Annotated in this window: 18 protein-coding genes; 6 read left to right on the top strand and 12 right to left on the bottom strand. The window is 70.5% G+C overall.

The window, feature by feature from the left end; all coding sequences use genetic code 11:
- Position 1: 1 nt before the first annotated feature.
- Positions 2-592 (bottom strand): dihydrofolate reductase family protein, encoded by a 591-nt coding sequence (locus CLT74_RS17775; protein ID WP_099847541.1) that lies wholly within the window; start codon positions 590-592, stop codon positions 2-4.
- Between the two features lie 177 nt (positions 593-769).
- On the opposite strand from CLT74_RS17775, the gene CLT74_RS17780 reads away from it, so the two are divergent.
- Both CLT74_RS17780 and CLT74_RS17785 read left to right on the top strand, forming a co-directional pair.
- Positions 770-1,939, top strand: a complete 1,170-nt coding sequence (locus CLT74_RS17780; protein ID WP_099847542.1) for a DNA recombination protein RmuC — start codon at positions 770-772, stop codon at positions 1,937-1,939.
- A gap of 162 nt (positions 1,940-2,101) precedes the next feature.
- Positions 2,102-5,362, top strand: a complete 3,261-nt coding sequence (locus CLT74_RS17785; protein ID WP_099847543.1) for a S8 family serine peptidase — start codon at positions 2,102-2,104, stop codon at positions 5,360-5,362.
- 70 nt (positions 5,363-5,432) lie between these two features.
- Here CLT74_RS17785 and CLT74_RS17790 read toward each other — a convergent pair whose 3' ends face one another.
- The 3 genes from CLT74_RS17790 to CLT74_RS17800 form a co-directional block, all read right to left on the bottom strand.
- Positions 5,433-6,281: a hypothetical protein gene (locus CLT74_RS17790; RefSeq protein WP_099847544.1), complete on the bottom strand. Its 849-nt coding sequence runs from the start codon at positions 6,279-6,281 to the stop codon at positions 5,433-5,435.
- 67 nt (positions 6,282-6,348) lie between these two features.
- Positions 6,349-6,795, bottom strand: coding sequence for a hypothetical protein (locus CLT74_RS17795; RefSeq protein WP_099847545.1), 447 nt, complete (start codon positions 6,793-6,795; stop codon positions 6,349-6,351).
- 43 nt (positions 6,796-6,838) lie between these two features.
- Positions 6,839-7,834, bottom strand: coding sequence for a 4-hydroxy-3-methylbut-2-enyl diphosphate reductase (locus tag CLT74_RS17800; RefSeq protein WP_099847546.1), 996 nt, complete (start codon positions 7,832-7,834; stop codon positions 6,839-6,841).
- A 152-nt stretch (positions 7,835-7,986) separates the two neighbouring features.
- On the opposite strand from CLT74_RS17800, the gene xseA reads away from it, so the two are divergent.
- Entirely contained in the window at positions 7,987-9,219 is a 1,233-nt protein-coding gene (xseA, locus tag CLT74_RS17805) for an exodeoxyribonuclease VII large subunit (protein WP_099847547.1), read from the top strand.
- 104 nt (positions 9,220-9,323) lie between these two features.
- A complete protein-coding gene (locus CLT74_RS17810) occupies positions 9,324-9,554 on the top strand; it encodes an exodeoxyribonuclease VII small subunit (protein ID WP_486582389.1) in 231 nt (76 codons plus the stop codon).
- Between the two features lie 249 nt (positions 9,555-9,803).
- Here CLT74_RS17810 and CLT74_RS17815 read toward each other — a convergent pair whose 3' ends face one another.
- The 3 genes from CLT74_RS17815 to CLT74_RS17825 form a co-directional block, all read right to left on the bottom strand.
- Positions 9,804-10,634, bottom strand: coding sequence for a hypothetical protein (locus CLT74_RS17815; RefSeq protein ID WP_099847548.1), 831 nt, complete (start codon positions 10,632-10,634; stop codon positions 9,804-9,806).
- 181 nt (positions 10,635-10,815) lie between these two features.
- The gene (locus tag CLT74_RS17820; protein WP_486582390.1) at positions 10,816-11,619 is read right to left on the bottom strand and encodes a hypothetical protein; all 804 of its coding nucleotides are present in this window, start codon (positions 11,617-11,619) and stop codon (positions 10,816-10,818) included.
- Positions 11,620-11,780: 161 nt separating this feature from the next.
- A complete protein-coding gene (locus tag CLT74_RS17825) occupies positions 11,781-12,356 on the bottom strand; it encodes a DUF4245 domain-containing protein (RefSeq protein ID WP_099847549.1) in 576 nt (191 codons plus the stop codon).
- A 144-nt stretch (positions 12,357-12,500) separates the two neighbouring features.
- Here CLT74_RS17825 and glpX point away from each other — a divergent pair, with 144 nt between their 5' ends.
- Together glpX and CLT74_RS17835 are read left to right on the top strand one after the other, a co-directional pair.
- A complete protein-coding gene (glpX, locus tag CLT74_RS17830) occupies positions 12,501-13,532 on the top strand; it encodes a class II fructose-bisphosphatase (RefSeq protein ID WP_099847550.1) in 1,032 nt (343 codons plus the stop codon).
- Entirely contained in the window at positions 13,529-14,557 is a 1,029-nt protein-coding gene (locus CLT74_RS17835) for a DMT family transporter (RefSeq protein WP_486582391.1), read from the top strand. Before glpX ends, CLT74_RS17835 begins: the two co-directional genes overlap by 4 nt.
- On the opposite strand, the gene CLT74_RS17840 is transcribed toward CLT74_RS17835, so the two are convergent.
- The 5 genes from CLT74_RS17840 to CLT74_RS17860 form a co-directional block, all read right to left on the bottom strand.
- Entirely contained in the window at positions 14,487-15,140 is a 654-nt protein-coding gene (locus CLT74_RS17840) for a rhomboid family intramembrane serine protease (RefSeq protein ID WP_099847551.1), read from the bottom strand. The two genes, CLT74_RS17835 and CLT74_RS17840, sit on opposite strands and share 71 nt — an antisense overlap.
- A gap of 101 nt (positions 15,141-15,241) precedes the next feature.
- Positions 15,242-15,916 (bottom strand): aggregation-promoting factor C-terminal-like domain-containing protein, encoded by a 675-nt coding sequence (locus CLT74_RS17845; RefSeq protein WP_099847552.1) that lies wholly within the window; start codon positions 15,914-15,916, stop codon positions 15,242-15,244.
- Positions 15,917-16,201: 285 nt separating this feature from the next.
- On the bottom strand, positions 16,202-17,617 hold the full coding sequence (gene phoH2 / locus CLT74_RS17850; protein ID WP_099847553.1) for an RNA 5'-3' helicase PhoH2: 1,416 nt from the start codon (positions 17,615-17,617) through the stop codon (positions 16,202-16,204).
- Positions 17,618-18,058: 441 nt separating this feature from the next.
- Positions 18,059-18,487 (bottom strand): hypothetical protein, encoded by a 429-nt coding sequence (locus CLT74_RS17855; RefSeq protein WP_099847554.1) that lies wholly within the window; start codon positions 18,485-18,487, stop codon positions 18,059-18,061.
- A 28-nt stretch (positions 18,488-18,515) separates the two neighbouring features.
- A complete protein-coding gene (locus tag CLT74_RS17860; protein WP_099847555.1) occupies positions 18,516-18,860 on the bottom strand; it encodes a hypothetical protein in 345 nt (114 codons plus the stop codon).
- Between the last annotated feature and the right edge of the window lie 206 nt (positions 18,861-19,066).

Genomic DNA, 19,066 nt, shown 5'->3' on the forward strand with positions numbered 1-19,066 from the left:
CTCAGGACCGTGGTGCGGCGTCCCGGCGGACCCGGTAGCGCAGGTGCGTCACGTACGGTGATTCGACCACGGCCAGCCGCTCCAACTCGATGTGCTCGTCGCCCAGTTGCTCGAACAGCCGACGGCCCGCGCCGAGCAGTACGGGAGCGAGCTGGACCCGGATCTCGTCGACCAGACCGGCGGTCAGGAAATGCTGGCCGACCGTTGCGCCCATCAGCCGGACATCGTGCTCGCCGGCGGCGGCGGTGGCGCGGTCGTGGGCCTCGTGCACGTCGGTGACGAAGGTGAACGTGCCGTTCTTCTCCACCCGCTCGGCCAGCGGGTCGTGGGTCAGCACGAAGCAGGGCACCGGGTAGGGGGTGTCGTTCCAGACGTTGACGCCCACGTCGAACGTTCGGCGGCCGAGTACCACAGCGCCGGTGGTCTCCGACATCTCCCGTTCGATCGCAGCGTCCACCTCGCTGGTCGAGGTGTTGAAAAGCCATTCGTGCAGACGAAGGCCGCCCTTGCCCATCGGGTGCTCGACGCTGACGTTGGGGCCGGCCATGAAGCCGTCCAGTGACATCGTGACGTCCAAGAGAACTCGCGCCATTCGAAGCCTTCCTGCGTTTCCCTGCGCCGACCGTAGCGAACGGGTGTGTCAGAAGTCCCCGTCACCAGCTCGACGCACGAGCCTGGGCCGACGGTCCCCGGTGCGACGAGCCCGGCTCGGTGAATCACCGCGCACCCGTCCGGGCGCGGAGGGCCCGCCTTTGGCAAGCTCGTGAGGATGGAGCTCTCGACCCTGGCGGTTGTCGTCGTCTGTCTCGGCGCCGGCGGTGCGATCGGCTGGTTCGCCGCCCGGTCCCGCTCGACGACCGAGATCGCCCGGTTGGACGCCACACTGCGCGCCACCCGTGAGGGAGAAGGGCGGCTGGAGCAGTCGATGCGGGCGTTGAGTTACGAGGCGACAGCCCAGTCGCAGGAGGCGGTCGCGCGCGCGGTGGCACCGCTGCACGAGACACTGCGACGCTACGAGCAGCGGGTCGCCGACCTCGAACATGAGCGGGTCGACGCGTACGCCGAACTGCGCGAGCAGGTCCGCGCCATGAGCACGGTCTCCGGCGAACTGCGGACGGAGACGAAACAGCTGGTGGCGGCGTTGCGCGCGCCCCAGGTACGCGGCCGGTGGGGCGAGCACCAGTTGCGCCGCATCGTCGAGGCCGCCGGCATGCTGGAGCACTGCGACTTCGCCGAGCAGGTCACCGCCGCCACCGACCAGCAGACGGTACGCCCCGATCTGGTGGTCCGCCTGCACGGCGGCCGGAGTGTGGTGGTGGACGCCAAGGCGCCGTTCGACGCGTACCTCACCGCGATGGAGGCGCGCGACGAGCGGGGGCGGGACAGCCACCTCGACGCGCACGCGAAGCATCTCCGGGCGCACGTCGACGCGTTGGCCGCCAAGTCCTACTGGTCGGCGTTCGAGTCCACTCCGGAGTTCGTGGTGCTCTTCGTACCGGCCGATCCGTTCCTGGATGTCGCCCTGCAACGCGATCCGACGCTGTTGGAGCACGCGTTCGCCCGCAACGTGGTGCTGGCCACCCCGGCCACCCTTGTCGCGTTGCTGCGTACTGTCGCCTGGTCGTGGCGGCAGGAACAGTTGACCCGCAACGCGATGGCGGTGCACACGTTGGCGCGGGAACTGTACGGCCGGCTGTCGACGCTCGGTGACCACGTGGGCAAGCTCGGCGCCTCGCTCGGTGGCGCGGTGACCGCGTACAACCGGGCGGTGGGCTCGTTGGAGGCGCGGGTGCTGGTCAGCGCCCGCAAGCTGGCGGAGCTGGGCGTATCGGATCAGGAACTGCCGACGCCGGGGCAGGTGGAGTTGGCGCCCCGGCAGCCGCAAGCGCCGGAACTGCTCCCGGAATCCACTTCAGATGATCGAACTCGGTCTAACTGAAAACAGCCCCTATCATCTTCGATGTGACAATGAGCGTCTCGCATATCACGAGATGGTCACAACGTACCTGGCGGTAGTGACATCGACGGTCGGCACCACGAAGGATTTCGCTCACGCGTGCCCTGCATCTGAGGGCGCCCTGTTCTCTGGAGGAAAGAGAACGTGAGTAAACCCCGAAACCTGAGCCGGCGTACCTCGGCCGCGCTCTTCGCCTCGGTGATGGCGGCCAGCGCCGTGACCGTGGCGGGCGGTGCCGCCACCGCAAGCGCCGCTCCTGCCGGACCCGACGCCGCGCAGGCCACCCCCGCCGAAGCGTTGGACCAGCACGACGCCAAGTTGCTCGCCGAGGCGGAGGCCAAGAAGGCCCCCACCGTCACGATGATCGTCGCCACCGACAAGGGCAAGGCGAAGGACGTCGCCGACGACCTCGCCGACCTCGGCGCTGCCGTCACCGAGCGCTACGACACCATCGGATACGTGCTCGCCACGGTGCCGACCGGCAAGGCGGTAAAGGCCGCCACTCTGCCGGGCGTCGCCTCGATCGACCTGGACGAGAAGATCCAGTTGCCGGACCCGTCGCCGGAGGTCGCCCCGGGCGGCAAGAAGGCCGCCAAGCAGGGCAGCACGCTGAGCGGGCCGGGTGCCAACACCAAGGCCGACAACCCGTACATGCCCACGAACGAGACCGGTGCGGTCAAGTTCGTCAAGCAGAACAAGAAGTGGGACGGCCGCGGCGTCACCATCGGCATCATGGACTCCGGCGTGGACCTGGAGCACCCGGCGCTGCAGAAGACCACCACCGGCGAGCGCAAGATCGTCGACTGGGTGACCGCGACCGACCCGTTCGAGGACCTCACCTGGCGGCCGATGGTCAACCAGGTGACCGGGCCCTCGTTCTCCCTGGCCGGTCGCACCTGGACCGCGCCGGCCGGCACCTACCGGTTCAACCTGTTCAGCGAGAACACCACGAACAACAGCGAACCGGGCGGTGACGTCAACCGCGACGGGGACAACACCGACCAGTTCGGCATCCTGTTCGACCCGGCCACCAACAACACCTGGGTCGACACCGACCAGGACGGCGACTTCACCGACGAGGCCGTGATGCGGCCGTACAGGGAGAAGTTCGACGTCGGCCACTTCGGCACCGACAACCCGGCGACTCCGGTCAAGGAGCGGATGTCGTTCGTCGTCGAGTACCGCAAGAACGTCAACACCACTCCGATCGGCGGCCCCGGCCTGGTCGACTACGTCAACATCGGCATCATCGAGAGCGCGCACGGCACGCACGTCGCCGGCATCACCGCCGCCAACGACATGCTGGGCAACGGCGCGTTCGACGGTGCCGCCCCCGGCGCCAAGATCGTTTCCTCCCGTGCCTGCTCCTGGGGCGGTGGCTGCACGGCCGCCGCACTCACCACCGGCATGGCCGATCTGGTGATCAACCGCGGGGTCGACGTGATCAACATGTCGATCGGTGGCCTGCCCGCGCTCAACGACGGCAACAACGCCCGCGCCACCCTCTACAACAACCTGATCACCACGTACGGGGTGCAGATGTTCATCTCGGCCGGCAACTCCGGCCCGGGTGTGAACACCATCGGCGACCCGTCCGCGTCGGCGAACGTGGTGAGTGTCGCCGCGAGCGTCAGCAAGGACACCTGGCTGGCCAACTACGGCTCGGTGGTCAAGAAGAAGAACGCCCTGTTCAACTTCTCCTCGCGCGGCCCGCGTGAGGATGGTGGCGCCAAGCCGAACATCGCGGCGCCGGGTTCGGCCATCTCCACCACCCCGGTGTGGCAGGCCGGCAGCCCCGTCGCCGAGGCCGGCTACGCGCTGCCGCCGGGCTACGGCATGTTCAACGGCACGTCGATGGCCTCTCCGCAGGCCGCCGGCGCCGCCGCGCTGCTGCTCTCGGCCGCCAAGGCGACCGACAAGGGCATCACCCCGGAGATGCTGCGCCGGGCGATCTACACCTCGGCCAAGCCGATCGCCGACACCCCGACCTACGGGCAGGGTTACGGAATGTTCGACGTGCCGGGTGCCTGGAAGCTGCTGAAGAAGGGTGTGCAGACCCGCTCGTACACCTCCGACGCCCCGGTCTGCACGGTGCTCTCCGGCCAGTTGGCCACCCCGCACCGCGGCACCGGCGTCTACAACCGCTGCGGCTCCGCCGACGGCGGCCACAAGGTCAACCAGTCGAAGTCGTACCAGGTCAAGCTGACCCGGACCAGCGGCCCGGCCGGCAACGTCAAGCACAACGTCGGCCTGCGCGGCAACGACGGCACCTTCTCGGCGCCGAAGAATGTCACGCTGCCGCTGAACAGCACCGTCACCATCACGATCACCGCCAAGCCGAAGACCGCCGGCGCGCACGGCACGATCGTGACCGTCGACGACCCGGCCACCAACACGATCGACTTCGAGGTCTCCGCCGTCGTGGTGGCCTCGAACGACGTCAGCAAGCCCAACTTCGCCTACTCGGCGCAGGGCTCGGTGGACCGGAACAGCACCACGTCGTACTTCGTGACGGTTCCCCCGGGTGCCGGTGCGCTGCAGGTGAACCTCTCCGGCATCGCCACCGGTTCGCAGACCCGCTTCATCGCGTTCAACCCGTACGGCGTTCCGGTGGAGAGCACCTCAAGCCTGACCTGCTACACCAACTTCGCCAGCGCCTGCAACGCCTTCGAGCGTGACTACCAGAACCCGATGCCGGGTGTCTGGGAGATCGAGGTCGAGTCCCGGCGGACCTCACCGGCGCTGAACAACCCGTACCAGCTCCAGGCACGGGTGCAGGGCGTCGCCGTCGAACCGGCAGTTGTCGAACTGCCGTCGGTGACCACCGGCACCCCGACCCCGGTCACCTGGACACTGAAGAACACCTTCGGCCCGGTCACGGTGACCGGTCAGGGTGGCGCACTGGCCAGCTCGCACTCTGAGCGGCCGACGATCGTCGAGTACGCGACGCAGGAGTTCACCGTGGAGGTGCCGGCGGGAGCCACCAGCTTCACCGCCCGCATCGGTAACCCGTCGAACGCCGGTGCCGACCTCGACCTGTTCGTGTACCGGGACGGCGCACTGGTCCAGTACAACGCCGACGGCGACTCCGAGGAGTTCGTGACCATCGCCAACCCGCCGGCGGGCACCTACACCGTCGTCGTGGAGGCGTACTCGGTCGACGGTGCCGGTGGCAGCACCGAGTACGACTACCGGGACTCGTTCTCCTCCCCGGCGCTCGGCACCCTCGCGGCGTCGGGCGGCACCCTCACCCTGGCGCACGGCGCCACCGGCACCATCTCGGGTACGGTGACCGCCCTGGCGGCCCCGCCCGCGGGCCGGACACTCTTCGGTGAGCTGGCCGTGGTGACCACCGAAGGCGCGGTCGTCGGCCGCGGCGCGGTCTCCGTCGGCGCGGTGAACTGACCCACCACCCGCACCACCAGGAAGCCCGTCTCCGGTCCCCCGGAGACGGGCTTCCGTCCTTGCGGGATGACTACCGGTGCGACCGGCCGCCCGGCCCGGCCGGTACCGCCTGACGGGCGCTCACACCCACCACGAGCAGCAGGTACGCGCTCAACTCGACGGCGGCGACGATTGCCGGTCCGAGCGCGGGCAGCCTCTCGGTGCCCTGGAACGCGGCAGTGGACAGCGTGCCTCGTTCGAGGTACGACGGTAGCGGCGTCAGGGACAGCGCCGCATCCAGGTACGTCAGGGCGACCAGGGCCAGCAGTGCGGCACCACCGGCGGCGAGCCGCTGCCGGCGTCCGGACAGGAGGGCGGCCAGGACGAGCGCACCCAGGGCGAGGGTGAGGGGTGCCAGCACAGCGGCGGTCACCGCCAGGTCGGGCTGGCCGCCGAAGCCGGGCCGGAGCCGCTGAGCGTCCGGTACCGCACGATGGATCTCGACCAGCCGGACCACCGCGTACCCGGTCACCAGGACCGCCGCCAGCACCGTCCCGGCGAAAGTGGGACGGCTCGGGCGGGCCTCCCGCCACCGCACGGTCAGCAGTAGAACCAGGACGAAGACCAGCGCCGCCCAGCTCAGGCGGGCGCCGGTGACGAATCCCTGGGTGGCGTCAGCCGCACCGGGCCGAAGCACCTGCCAGCCCTGGTCGGCGGATTCGGCGGGCATCGTGACCCAGGCGTCGACGACCAGCGCGGTGAGCGCTACCGGCACCACCCAGGACCGGCCCGGTGGCCGCGCGGTCAACGCGTACGCCGACAGCAGCAGCAACGCGGCCAGCTCGGCCTGGCGTAGCAGGGGCACACCGGTCAGAATGCCGACGACGTGGACGACGGCGAGAGCACCGGCCGCCGCAGCAAGGATCGGTCGGTACCGCACCGGGGCATCCTGCCATCAACTGATCAAGCTCATCGTCCCGTGCCGGCGAGGTCCCCCGGATCCTCGGTCAGCCGCGCTTGGCGGAAGCCACCACGAACGGGGTGCCCTGCTGGCAGGTGGACATCATGGTCGGGTCGGGACGGCCGGTCACCGTCACCGACGAGCCCGCGGTCAGCACGTCGCGGGGGCCGCCGAGCAGCAGGTAGCCGTCGAGCAGCAGGCAGCCGGGCTCGACGCCGGACTCGATCCGACCGGTAAGGGTCATCTCGCCGGTAGTCGGCGGCTTGGACGGGGCGCTGGGCCGAACCGTCGGTCGGGTGGTCGGTGCCGTCGGGTCCACCGGATCGGAGGGCGAGGGTGCGGGCAGGCTCGGGTCCGGGGTCGGCAGCTCGGTCACGGGTGACGCTCCCGTCGGGGTGGGGGTGGTGGTGCCGTCCCCCGCATCCTGGCCGCCGCAGGCGGCGAGCGCCGTGCAGACGATCAACGCGGTGGCGGCGATCCGAAGGGTCCTCATACCAAGCTCTGACGCACCGGAGCGGTGAACAGTTCCATCGCGCTCAGTCGCGCGCCGCGGCAGCGGCAGCGGCCTTCATGTCGCGCTTGAGCTCCTGCGGGAGGGAGAAGGTCAGCCGCTCGTTCGCGGTCACCACCTCCTCGACGTCGGTGAAGCCACGCTCGGCGAGGTGTGCCAGCACCTCCTGCACCAGTTCCTCCGGCACGCTCGCGCCCGAGGTCAGACCCACGGTCCGCGCGTCGGCGAGCCAGGCGTCCTCGATCTCGTGAGCAAAGTCGACGAGGTGACCGCCACGGGCACCGCCGTCCAGGGCCACCTCGACCAGGCGTACCGAGTTTGACGAGTTGCGGGAGCCGACGACGATCACCACGTCGCACTCCGGTGCGATCTCCTTGATCACGTGCTGCCGGTTGCTGGTGGCGTAGCAGATGTCGTCGCTGGGCGGCGACTGGAGCATCGGCAGTCGCTTCTTGAGCCGGGCCACGGTCTCCATCGTCTCGTCCACCGACAGCGTGGTCTGCGACAGCCAGACGACCTTGTTCGGGTCGCGCACGGTGATCCGGTCGGCGTCCTCGGGGCCGTCCACCAGTTGGATGTGCTCCGGCGCCTCGCCGGCCGTGCCGATGACCTCCTCGTGCCCCTCGTGGCCGATGAGCAGGATGTCGTAGTCCTCGGCGGCGAACCGCTTCGCCTCGTGGTGCACCTTCGTCACCAACGGGCAGGTGGCGTCGATCGCCTTGAGCGACCGCTGCTTCGCCTGCTCGTAGACCTCGGGTGCGACGCCGTGCGCGGAGAAGATCACCGTGGCGCCCTCGGGCACCTCCTCGTTCTCCTCCACGAAGATCGCGCCCTGGGCCTCAAGCGTCCGCACCACGTGCTTGTTGTGCACGATCTGCTTGCGGACGTAGATGGGGGCACCGTAGAGCTTGAGCGCCTCCTCGACGGTCTGCACCGCCCGGTCCACGCCCGCGCAGTAGCCACGGGGCTTGGCCAGGAGCACGCGCTTGCCGGTCCGGGAAGTCACCTCAGCCTCAATCACCCCCCCATCGTACGTGCCGCTCCCCGACCCAGCAGCGCGCGAGACGACGCCCACCGCCCGTCGATCATGAAGTTGTCACCCGCGACACGCCGTGCCGGCAACAACAACCTCATGATCAACGCTGTCGGGGTGGCGGACCGTAGGGTGATCGGGTGAGTGCGGGTGAGAATGGCGGGGCGGTCGGGAAGAGCAGCTCGGATGAGCCGTGGCCGGTGCGGGTGGTCAGCCAGAAGATCGGCGCCTGGGTGGCCCGGCTCGGGTGGGTGTGGGTCGACGGGCAGGTGGCGCAGATCAGTCGACGCCCCGGCGCCAGCACGGTGTTCCTGACGCTGCGTGACCCGTCCGCCGACCTGAGTCTCACCGTCACCACCAACCGTGACGTCCTCGACTCCGGCGCGCCGGAGCTGCGCGAGGGCGCCCGGGTGGTGCTGCACGCCAAGCCCGAGTTCTACGCCGCCCGGGGCACGCTCAGCCTGCGTGCGGACGAGATCCGCCAGGTCGGCCTCGGTGAACTGCTCGCCCGCCTGGAGAAGCTCAAGAAGCTGCTGGCCGCCGAGGGACTGTTCGACCGGGCCCGCAAGCGCCGTCCACCGTTTCTGCCGCAGCGCATCGGGCTCATCACCGGTCGGGCCAGCGCAGCCGAACGGGACGTGCTGACGAACGCCCGCCGCCGCTGGCCTGCTGTGGAGTTCCGGACGGTGAACGTGGCAGTCCAGGGCCCGAGCGCCGTCCCCCAGATCGTGGACGCACTCAAGGTGTTGGACGCGGACCCGAGCATCGACGTGATCATCCTGGCCCGGGGCGGGGGCGGCATCGAGGATCTGCTCCCCTTCTCCGACGAGGCGCTGTGCCGGGCCGTCTTCGCCTGTCGTACGCCCGTGGTCAGTGCGATCGGCCACGAGACGGACGCACCGCTCGTCGACTACGTGGCCGACGTCCGGGCGTCGACCCCCACCGACGCGGCCAAGCGGGTGGTGCCCGACCTGGCCGAGGAGGTACGCCTGATCAAGCAGGCCCGGCACCGGCTGCATCGGGCCGTGCACAACCTCGTCGATCGGGAGTCCCACCGGATCGACGCGCTACGCTCCCGGCCGGTGCTGGCCCGCCCGCAGGTGATGGTCGAGCAGCGCGCCGCCGAGCTGGCCGCGCTGCGCCAGCGCGCCGGCCGCTGCCTGGACCACCGCCTCGCCGCCGCCGACGACGACCTCCGGCACACCCTGGCCCGGCTGCGCGCGCTCTCCCCGGCCGCCACCCTCGACCGCGGCTACGCCATCGTGCAACGCGCCGACGGTCACGTCGTACGCGCGGCCACCGAGGTGGCTCCCGGCGACCCGCTGCGGGTACGCCTCGCCGACGGCGAACTGGCCGCCACTGTCGACACCTGACCGGCCCCGCCTGGTGATCCCGCACCGGGTGGCAGCCCGACCCTGCCGTCCGGCGCGCGTGAACGGCGGTGCGGTCGTCCGGGGTGTCAGGCGGTTGTGCTGAGATGGGTGCGATGACTGACGAGAAGACCAGCGGGTCGGACGAGCGACTCAGCTACGAGCAGGCCCGCGCTGAACTCGCCTCGGTGGTGGAGCGGCTGGAGGCCGGCGGCACGTCGCTGGAGGAGTCGCTGGCGCTGTGGGAGCGCGGCGAGGCCCTGACGGTCATCTGCCAGCGCTGGCTCGACGGGGCCCGCGCCCGCATCGACGCCGCGCGACCGGACCCGGCCAGCTGACTCAGGCCGAGCAGCGCCGCCGCTCCCCGATCCACCTCAGCGCGACGACCCGGCCGCCTCAGCAACCAACCAGGCCGCCGAAGCGACGAGCCGGGCCGCCTCACTGACCGACCCGCCCGCCGAAGCTACGAGCAGGGCCACCGGTAGGGCGCGGCGGGAGCCGGTGGGCTCCCGCCGCGATGCGTACGTTCATGATCAGCGAGGTGGGTCGGCGTCCGCCGGTCGGCCGCGCGTCGCCGCCCTCCGCGCTCAGTCGAGGAGGTTGTACAGCTCCGGCGGCGCCTCGACGACCTGGTCGGCCGACGGCTTGGTCGCCTCGGTCGCGTTGCCGTAGTCGGCGTACGTCACCTTGATCTCCTGACCGGCAGCCCGGCCAGCCTCGGGCAGCTTGATGACAAGCTCGGTGAGTCGCCCCTGGGCGTCGGTGGTCGCGGTGAACGGTACGGAGTTCGCCTCCGCGCCGAGCGCGGTGACAAGCGTCGGGTCGAGCGACCCGGCGTCGGCTGCCTTGGACAGGTCGAGGGTGCCGGCGTACGCGCCGTCGCCGGTGCGTTGGACGTCGGTGACAGCCTGGGTCAACGCTTCGCTGCCGGCCGGGTCGACCTTCTCGAAGTCGAAGCCGAGGCTGCGGTTGCCCTTGATCCGGTTCTGGTCGAGGTGCTGGTACTTGCCGAGGTTGAGTCGGTCCACCCCGGGCACGCTCGTCGCCGCCTGGCCCTTGAGGTCGAGCTTCACCCAGCTGTCCGGCTTCGCGTGGATGAGGTCGAGGCTGATCGCCAGGTCGTCGGTCGACTCGCCGAGGCGTACCCGGATCTCGGCGCTCTGGCTCGGCTGGTGCACCTGCCCCTCCGCCACCGAGCCGGCACCGGACATGGTGAACCTGAAGTTGCCGTTGCGAATCTCCCGGGTCGAGTCCAGCAACGCCTGCTTCGCATCGGTGTCGGCCTCGGGTGCGGCACCGGATGCGGTGGCGGACGGTGTGGCGGTCGGCCCGGCGTCACCGTTGGCGGTGCAGGCGGCGACTCCGGGCGTGAAGAGGGCGACGGCCACGAGGCCGGCGCTCAGTCGTCGAACGGTCATCGGTGTCTCCCAGCAGGGTCATCCGGTGCGTTCTCGCGCCGGAGGCTCCTCTCTTCTGTTCCCTGCCGCCCGCCCACGCAATCACCCGAAACCAGCGACATCCCCCTGATCCGGCGGGGACCGTCCGCCGGAACGCGAACGGGGGCGGGCTGAGCCCACCCCCGCAGCACTACCGCTCGACCTACTTGAACATCTCGTAGGTCTGCTCACTCGCCTCGATGACCTGGTCCGCCGGCGGCTTCTGCACCGCCGTCGCGGCACCGTAGTCGGCGTAGGTGACCTTGATGTCCTGTGCCTTGGTCTCACCCGCCCCCGGGAGGGACATGACCAGCTCGCTCAGCCGGCCCTCGGCGTCCAGCTTCGCGGTGAACGGGATCGCCTTCGCCTTGTCGCCCAGTTCCTTGAGCATGTCCTCGTCGGCGGCGACCGAGTCCTTCACCGTGGTCAGGTCGAAGGTGCCGCTGTAGGTGCCCTCGCCGGTCTTCTGCACCTCGGCGAGGCCCTCGAACATGCCGGCGGCGTCGGCCGGGTCGGTGCCGTCCTTGAAGATGTCGAGGTTCTTGGCGTCCTTGGCCTTGGCGGCGTCGAGGTGCTGGTACTTGTCCTTGATCGCCTCCATCCCCGGGATGCCGGCGAAAAGTTCGCCCAGGTCGACCTTCACCCAGGTGTCCGGCTGGATCTGGATGAGGTCGAAGTCCATGGTGAAGTCCTCGCCACCCATGGTCATCGACATCTGGGCGCTGTTGCTGGGCTTGTGGAACGTGCCCTTGCCCGTCATCGAGTCAGCCGCGATGGTGAACGTGAAGTTGCCCTCGGCCAGCCCCTTGGTGGAGGCGACAAGCGCCGCCTTCGGGTCGGCCGGGATGACCGACTCGGGCGAGGAGCCCGTGGACGGCGAGTCGCCGCCGGAGTTGTTGCAGGCGGCGAGGCCGGGAACGAGCAGCGTGGCGGCGATGAGGCCGACGCTCCACCGTCGAATGTTCACAGATCGTCTCTCTTCAAGCAGGAAAGCCCGACCGACCGGGGCCGGCCAGGCATCGAACCCGGGGAGCGTAGCGGATCGGGCCGACATGCAGGGGGCACCCGCACCGCGCCGCCGGTCACGCTCACGCTGATGTGGCGGATGCCCGGCCGGGCCGAGGACTGTCAATCCACGGCGGTGGCGAGGGCCCGCAGTTCGTTGTCCCGGGCGTCGCCCACCACGATCACCGTGCGCTCCGGCTGGAGCAGCACCAGCGCCTGCTCGTTGCCCCGGGCGGTGTAGCGCTGCCAGGTGCCGGAGCCGAGATCGGTCTGCCCCTGGGGCCGTCCCTCGTCGGTCAGCTCGGCCGGCAGCAGCCGCTCCGGCGGGACGTTGCTCTGCACCAGTTGCAGGCCACGCCCCTCCGGGGTGACATATCCCACCCGCAGGATCGCCCCGTCCTCGGCCGTCCGGTAGGCCGCGCGTATCGCCCGCCAGCCGTCGCCCAGCTCGGCCGGTTCGCTCACCGGGAAGGCACCTGCCGACTTCGCCTGCTCGAAGGCCGGTGCCGGATCGACGGTGTTCGGCTCGTCCCCGCCCAGGAAGCCCCGGTAGAAGGCGAGGAGCAGGGCGATCGGGATCAGCAGCACCAGCAGCGAGATGGCCATGTCCCGCGGCGACCGTTCGGACTTCGCGGCGGCTGCGGGCGGTGGCACGGGCTCATCGGCGGGTGCGCGGTCGGCAGGCTGTGCAGGTTCCACCCGGCCATTCTCGCAGCCGCCCGACCGGCGGTATCCGTGCCATCACCGCCCCGACCCGGCTCTGCGTCCGCCATCGTGTGAGGATCAGCAACGAAGCCGGCAGCGCCGGCCCGCCCCGCACCGCCGCGAGGAGGAGCCGTTTTCATGACCACCGCCAGGACGCGAACCCCACAGAACCTCGACCGTAACCTCGCCCTCGATCTTGTCCGGGTCACCGAAGCGGCAGCGATGGCCGCCGGCCGGTGGGTCGGCCGGGGCGACAAGGAGGGCGGCGACGGGGCCGCCGTCGACGCGATGCGTAAGTTGATCAACTCGATCCCGATGAAGGGGATCGTGGTGATCGGCGAGGGCGAGAAGGACAACGCCCCGATGCTCTTCAACGGTGAGGAGGTCGGCGACGGAGACGGCCCCGAGGTGGACGTCGCGGTCGACCCGATCGACGGCACCACGCTGATGAGCAAGGGGATGCCGAACGCCCTCGCGGTGCTGGCGGTGGCCGAACGGGGCGCGATGTTCGACCCCAGCGCGGTCTTCTACATGGAGAAGCTCGCCGTCGGCCCGGCCTACGCGGACGTGGTCGACATCGAGGCCGGCACCGTCGAGAATCTGCGCCGCATCGCGAAGACCAAGGGCACAAGCGTCTCCGAGGTCACCGTCTGCGTGCTCGACCGGTCCCGGCACGACGGCCTGGTCGACGAGATCCGCCGCGCCGGGGCTGGCATCCGCTTCATCTCCGACGGTGACATCGCCGGTGCGATCGCCGCAGCGCGCGGCGAGTCGGACGTCGACGTGCTGATGGGCATCGGCGGCACCCCGGAGGGCATCACCGCCGCCTGCGCCCTGAAGTGCATGGGCGGGATGATGCAGGCCAAGCTCTGGCCGCAGGACGACGCCGAGCGCGAGAAGGCGATCGCCGCCGGCCATGACCTCGACCGGGTGCTCACCACCGACGACCTGGTCACCGGCGACAACTGCTTCTTCGTGGCCACCGGCGTCACCTCCGGTGACCTGCTGCGCGGCGTGCGGTACCGGGCCGGTGGGGCGTACACGCAGTCGATCGTGATGCGCTCCAAGAGCGGCACGATCCGGGTGATCGACTCGTACCACCGGTTGGAGAAGCTCGCGCTCTACTCGGCCGTGGACTTCGACGGCCGGCCGCTGGACGAACAGGCTTGAGTGCCCCGACGGCGACCCGGCCGACGGTGTCGGCGGGTCGCCGGTTCGGCGCGGTGGCGCTGGCCGCCGTGGCCGGGATCGCCGTGGCGACGCAGTCACGGATAAACGGCGAGCTGGGCGTACGCCTCGGTGACGGGGTTACCGCCGCCGTCATCTCGTTCGGGTCGGGCCTGCTGCTGTTGCTGATCCTGGTGCCGGCCACCGGCGCCGGGCGGCGCGGCCTGGCGACGCTGCGTACCGGCCTCAGCCGGGGGACGCTTCGCCCCTGGCAGTGTCTCGGCGGTGCCTGTGGCGCGTTCCTGGTGTTCACCCAGGGCGCCACTGTCGGCACCCTGGGAGTCGCGGTGTTCACGGTGGCGATCGTGGCCGGGCAGTCCGCCAGCAGCCTGCTCGTCGACCGGGCGGGGGTCGGCCCGGGTGGCCGGCGACCGGTGACCGGTGCCCGGCTGGCCGGGGCGGTGCTGACCGTCATCGCGGTGCTGCTGGCGGTGAGCGACCGGTTCGCTGAACCGGCGACCCTCGGTCTGGCCGTGTTGCCGCTGCTCGCCGGGGTCGCGGTGGCCTGGCAGCAGGCGGTGAACGGCTGGGTCCGGGTGGTCACCGAGAGCACGCTCACCGCCACCCTTGTCAACTTCGCGGTCGGTACGGCGGTGCTGCTCGTCGCGTTCGTCGTCAGCCTCGTGCTGCGGGGGCTGCCGCCCGGTGGGCTGCCCACCGACCTCTGGCTCTACCTGGGCGGGCCGATCGGTGTCACCTTCATCGCGGTGGCCGCCGCGGTGGTCCGTCTCACCGGCGTGCTGCTGCTCGGCCTGGCCACCGTCGCCGGGCAGGTGGTGGGTGCGGTCCTGCTGGACATGCTGCTGCCCTCGGCGGCCGCGCATCCGGACGCGACGACCCTGCTCGGCGCCCTCCTGACCCTGGTCGCGGTGGCGGTCGCCGCGCTCGGCGGACGCGTCAGGGCATGGTCATCGGGGACTCGGAACGGTACGGCCCGTCGAGGTCGGACCGGCGTCGACGGAAGATGATGGCGGCCACGATACCGCCGAGCAGCCCGAACAGGTGCCCCTGCCAGGAGATCCGTTCGTCGGTCGGCAGCACGCCCACCAACTGGCCGCCGTAGAGGAGCCCGACCAGCAGGAAGACGGCGAAGTTCCACCAGCTCCGCTCGAAGATGCCCCGGGTGAGCAGGATGCCGAGGTAGCCGAAGATGACCCCGCTGGCACCCACGACGATCGTGGCGGGCGAGCCGGTGAACCACACGCCGAGCCCGCTGACCAGGACGATCACCAGGGTGGACCAGAGGAAACGCCGGGCACCCGCCGCCAGCACGAAGGTGCCGAGGAGGATCAGCGGGATGCTGTTGCTGTAGAGGTGGTCGAAGCCGTGGTGCAGGAACGGTGAGAAGAAGACACCGTCCAGCCCGTCGATGCGCTGCGGGATGATCCCGGCGGCGGAGTCGAAGCCGGCACCGAGCCAGACGTCGAGGCCCTCGATCAGGAAGAGGACCGGCACCACCGCGCACATGGCGACGAACGCCCGGCCGATGGACGCATAGAAGGCCACGGTGCCGAACCGGTGCGGGTCGCCACTTCCGGGGAGCAGGGTCACCCGTCAACAGCTATCAGTAAACGCCGACAGCCGCCACTTTTCCCGGTACGAGACACACGGCGGCGGGGTCGGTCGCCCGCGCCCCGCCGCCGTGACTCAGCTCAGTAGTACCCCTTGGCCTGTGAGTGGTTCCACGCCGCGCAGGGCGTGCTGTAGCGACCCTTGATGTAGCCGAGCCCCCACTTGATCTGGGTGACCGGGTTGGTCTGCCAGTCGTCACCGACGGAGGACATCTTGTTCCCCGGGTACGCCTGCGGAATGCCGTACGCCCCGGAGGACGGGTTACGGGCCTTGTGGTTCCAGCCGCTCTCCTTGTTCCAGAGGCGGTCCAGGCAGGGGAACTGGTCGATCTTGAAGCCGGCGTCGATCATGAGGGCGCAGCCGACCTTACGGTTGCCGCTGTACTCCTCGCAGGACTCGGGGATCGGGCCGTCGTACGGCTTCGCGGCCCGGGCCGCGGCCTCCTTGGCAGCCTTCTCCGCGGCCTTCTTGCGAGCCGCTTCCTCGGCCTTGCGGGCCTTCTCGGCGGCGGCCTTGGCCTGCTTTCTGACCTCGGTGGCCTGCTGCCGGGCGGTGCGGACCTGGCGGGAGACCGCCTCCTGCTGCCGGTATTCGACGTTGACGTCGAGTTCGCTGACGCTGCCGGCCACCTGTGCGCCGGGGCCTGAGCGCTGCGACTGGCGGTCCTCGCTCAGATAGAAGCCGCCGGCTACGCCCACCGAGAGCAGCGCGACGGCTGCGGTGCGGGCGGCGAACCGGCTCCACGGCCGACTCACGAAGTGATCCCTTCGTCGGGTTCAGGGACGTGGCGTGCCGCGACCCACTGGGTCGTGGCGCGCCACGGGCGCCCGTGGCCGGCGTGCCGGCCACCGTGGACGCACCGCGTCGCCTGCCGGCGTCGCCCGCTCCTCTGCTGGAGTGACGAACGACGACCAACGATGCGCCCGGTGCGTGGGCGCCCGTGGGACACCATCGCGCACAGTGAGGCCGATGGGAAACCACGGACCTCAACTGTGACGTGGGTCACGCCAAATATCAACGCAATCCGCCCAAAACGGCTGTCAGGTCGGCACGTCCTCCAGTAGGTCGGTCACCATCGCGGCGATCGGTGAACGCTCCGAACGGCTGAGCGTCACGTGCGCGAAGAGCTGGTGACCCTTCAGCGCCTCGATCACCGCGGTGACACCGTCATGCCGCCCGACCCGCAGATTGTCCCGCTGCGCGACGTCGTGGGTCAGCACCACCCGGGAGCCCTGGCCGATCCGGGAGAGCACGGTCAGCAGTACGCCACGTTCCAGCGACTGCGCCTCGTCGACGATGACGAAGGCGTCATGCAGGCTGCGGCCCCGGATGTGGGTGAGCGGCAGCACCTCCAGCAGACCGCGCGAGGTGACCTCCTCCAGCACGTTCTCGTGCACCACCGCACCGAGGGTGTCGAAGACCGCCTGGGCCCAGGGCGACATCTTCTCCGACTCCGAACCGGGCAGGTAACCCAGCTCCTGCCCGCCGACGGCGTACAGCGGGCGGAAGACGATCACCTTCTTGTGCCGGCGACGTTCCATCACCGCCTCCAACCCCGCGCACAACGCCAGGGCGGACTTGCCGGTGCCGGCCCGGCCACCGAGCGAGACGATGCCTATCGACTCGTCGAGCAGCAGGTCGAGCGCGATCCGCTGTTCGGCCGAGCGGCCGTGCACGCCGAACGCCTCCCGGTCACCACGGACCAGCCGCACGGTCTTGTCCGGCAGCACCCGGCCGAGCGCCGACCCCCGGGACGAGTGCAGCACCAGACCGGTGTGGCAGGGCAGACCGGCCGCCGAGTCCACGTCGACGACCTCTCCCGCGTAGAGCCGGGCGATGTCGTCCTCGGCCAGCTCCAACTCGGCCATCCCGGTCCAGGTCGGGTCGCTGGCCTGGCCGTGCCGGTACTCGTCCGCGCGCAACCCCACGGAGGCGGCCTTGACCCGCAACGGCATGTCCTTGCTGACCAGCGTCACCTCCCGTCCTTCAGCGGCGAGGTTCAGCGCGACGGAAAGGATCCGAGCGTCGTTGGACTCGTTGCGGAAGCCGGGCGGGAGCACCCCGTCATCGGTGTGGTTCAACTCCACCCGCAGGCTGCCACCGACATCGTTGGCCGGCACCGGCCGGTCCAGCCGACCATGGCGCACCCGCAGCTCGTCCAGCATGCGCAGCGACTGTCGGGCGAACCAGCCCAGCTCCGGGTGCTGCCGCTTGCCCTCCAGCTCGGAGATCACCACCAGCGGAAGCACCACCTCGTGCTCGGCGAAGCGGTGGAACGCCGCCGGGTCGCTGAGCAGTACGGAGGTGTCCAGAACGAAGGACTGGCCCGCTGGTCGGGGCTCCCTGGGGTCGGCCGAACCGGAGGCCGCCGTACGGCGGCTCCGGGTGCTGCGGCGGGTCGTGGTAGTCGCGGCCGGGCCCTGGTCGGCACCGGCGGTCGTACGGCGAGTCGTCACAGGCCTGCTCCGGCGGATGGGCACCCGGCCACCCGCGGTCCGCCTCCTCCGGATGCCCGGCTGACACGGGGTCGGATGCGGGCCCCGTGCGCGAGGTCGCAGGCCGGGCGGGCCGGCTGGCTCGGGACAACCCCGCGCCATGCCTAGACGCTAGCTCCCCGCACCCGTCCCGGCTAGGTCACGTTTCAAAGATCGTGCCCGGACGCCCCCGGACTCGGCCTGCGGCGGTGCCACTGCGGACCCCACGGCCATCCGGCAGCGCCGGGCGGTGCCGCGACACCGCCGGACGGCGAGGCCGGGAACGAACCGGCCGGGATGCATGCCCCCTGCGCGCATCCCGGCCGGTGGGACCACCGCCACCGGTCTGACGTGGCCCCAGCGGCGCCACCCGGAAGGGCGTACGCGCCGCGCCTGTGGACGGGCCTGGGCCCGTCGACCGGTTCAGCCGGTCCGTCGTACGAGAGTGCCGGTCGGGTGCCGCCCGGTGACCGAGGCGGCCGGCTCCGCGAAGGACGAACCCGTGTACGTGGTGCCCGGCCGGGCTGCCCCGGCCTTCTCGATCTCCCCCTGCGGTCCCTCGGACCGTAGGGCTGACGGCGCCGGGCTCGCGCCGCGTGGCGGGAGCGGGTTCACGGTGGCGGTGACCCGGGCCGGCGGCGACGATGGTGCCGCGACCGCGAGAGCGGAGGCGATGGCCGCCTGCGCGTCCCGGCGACGCCGGTTCCACGCACCACGGTCCCCGTCGAAGTAGCCCTGCCGGTAGCCGAAGCGGTAACCGATCCGGTAACTGAGCTGCCCGTGCAGCCGCCCTGCGGCGTAGCTCGTCGCCGCGAGCACGAGCACCAGGAAGATCGCCAGGAACGGACTCATCCGGCGGCTCCGGTTCCCCGCGCGGACGTCATCGTTCCTCCGGTTCGACGGTGGTGGGGTCGGCCACCAGCAGCCGGTCGAGGTCGTCGGTGCCGATCTCCTCGACCAGTTCGACGCTGATCCGGCAGCCGTCCATGACCACCTCAGCCATTGACGAACGGCGGATCTCGCCGCCGGCGTCGTAGACCCGGACGCTCAGTTCCGGGCAGCCGAGGTGGGTCCGCCAGGCGTTCCACTCGGCTCGGTCACCGACACTCAGCGACAGGTAGCGGCAGCCGTGGGCGAGGTAGAGGCGCCACGGCGCGCTCAGCCCGGCGGCGACCCCCTCGGCCACCAGGCTGAACGCCTGAGCACGGGTTGCGAGTTCGGTCACCGCGTCCCCCTCGCACCGGGCGCGTGACGCAGGTGAGCACTGGTCGTCTCATGCACGTGACACACCGTAGGTTGTCCCATGAACGTGACAGTATCAGCTTTTCGTTCGTTTGCCTCCGCACCTACGTACATCTATCCTGCCCAGGTGGCACCCCTCAGGAAGAGCGCCGGACCCCCCTCCGGCCACATTGCAACGACGTCACGCAA

This window comes from Verrucosispora sp. CNZ293 (assembly GCF_002754655.1).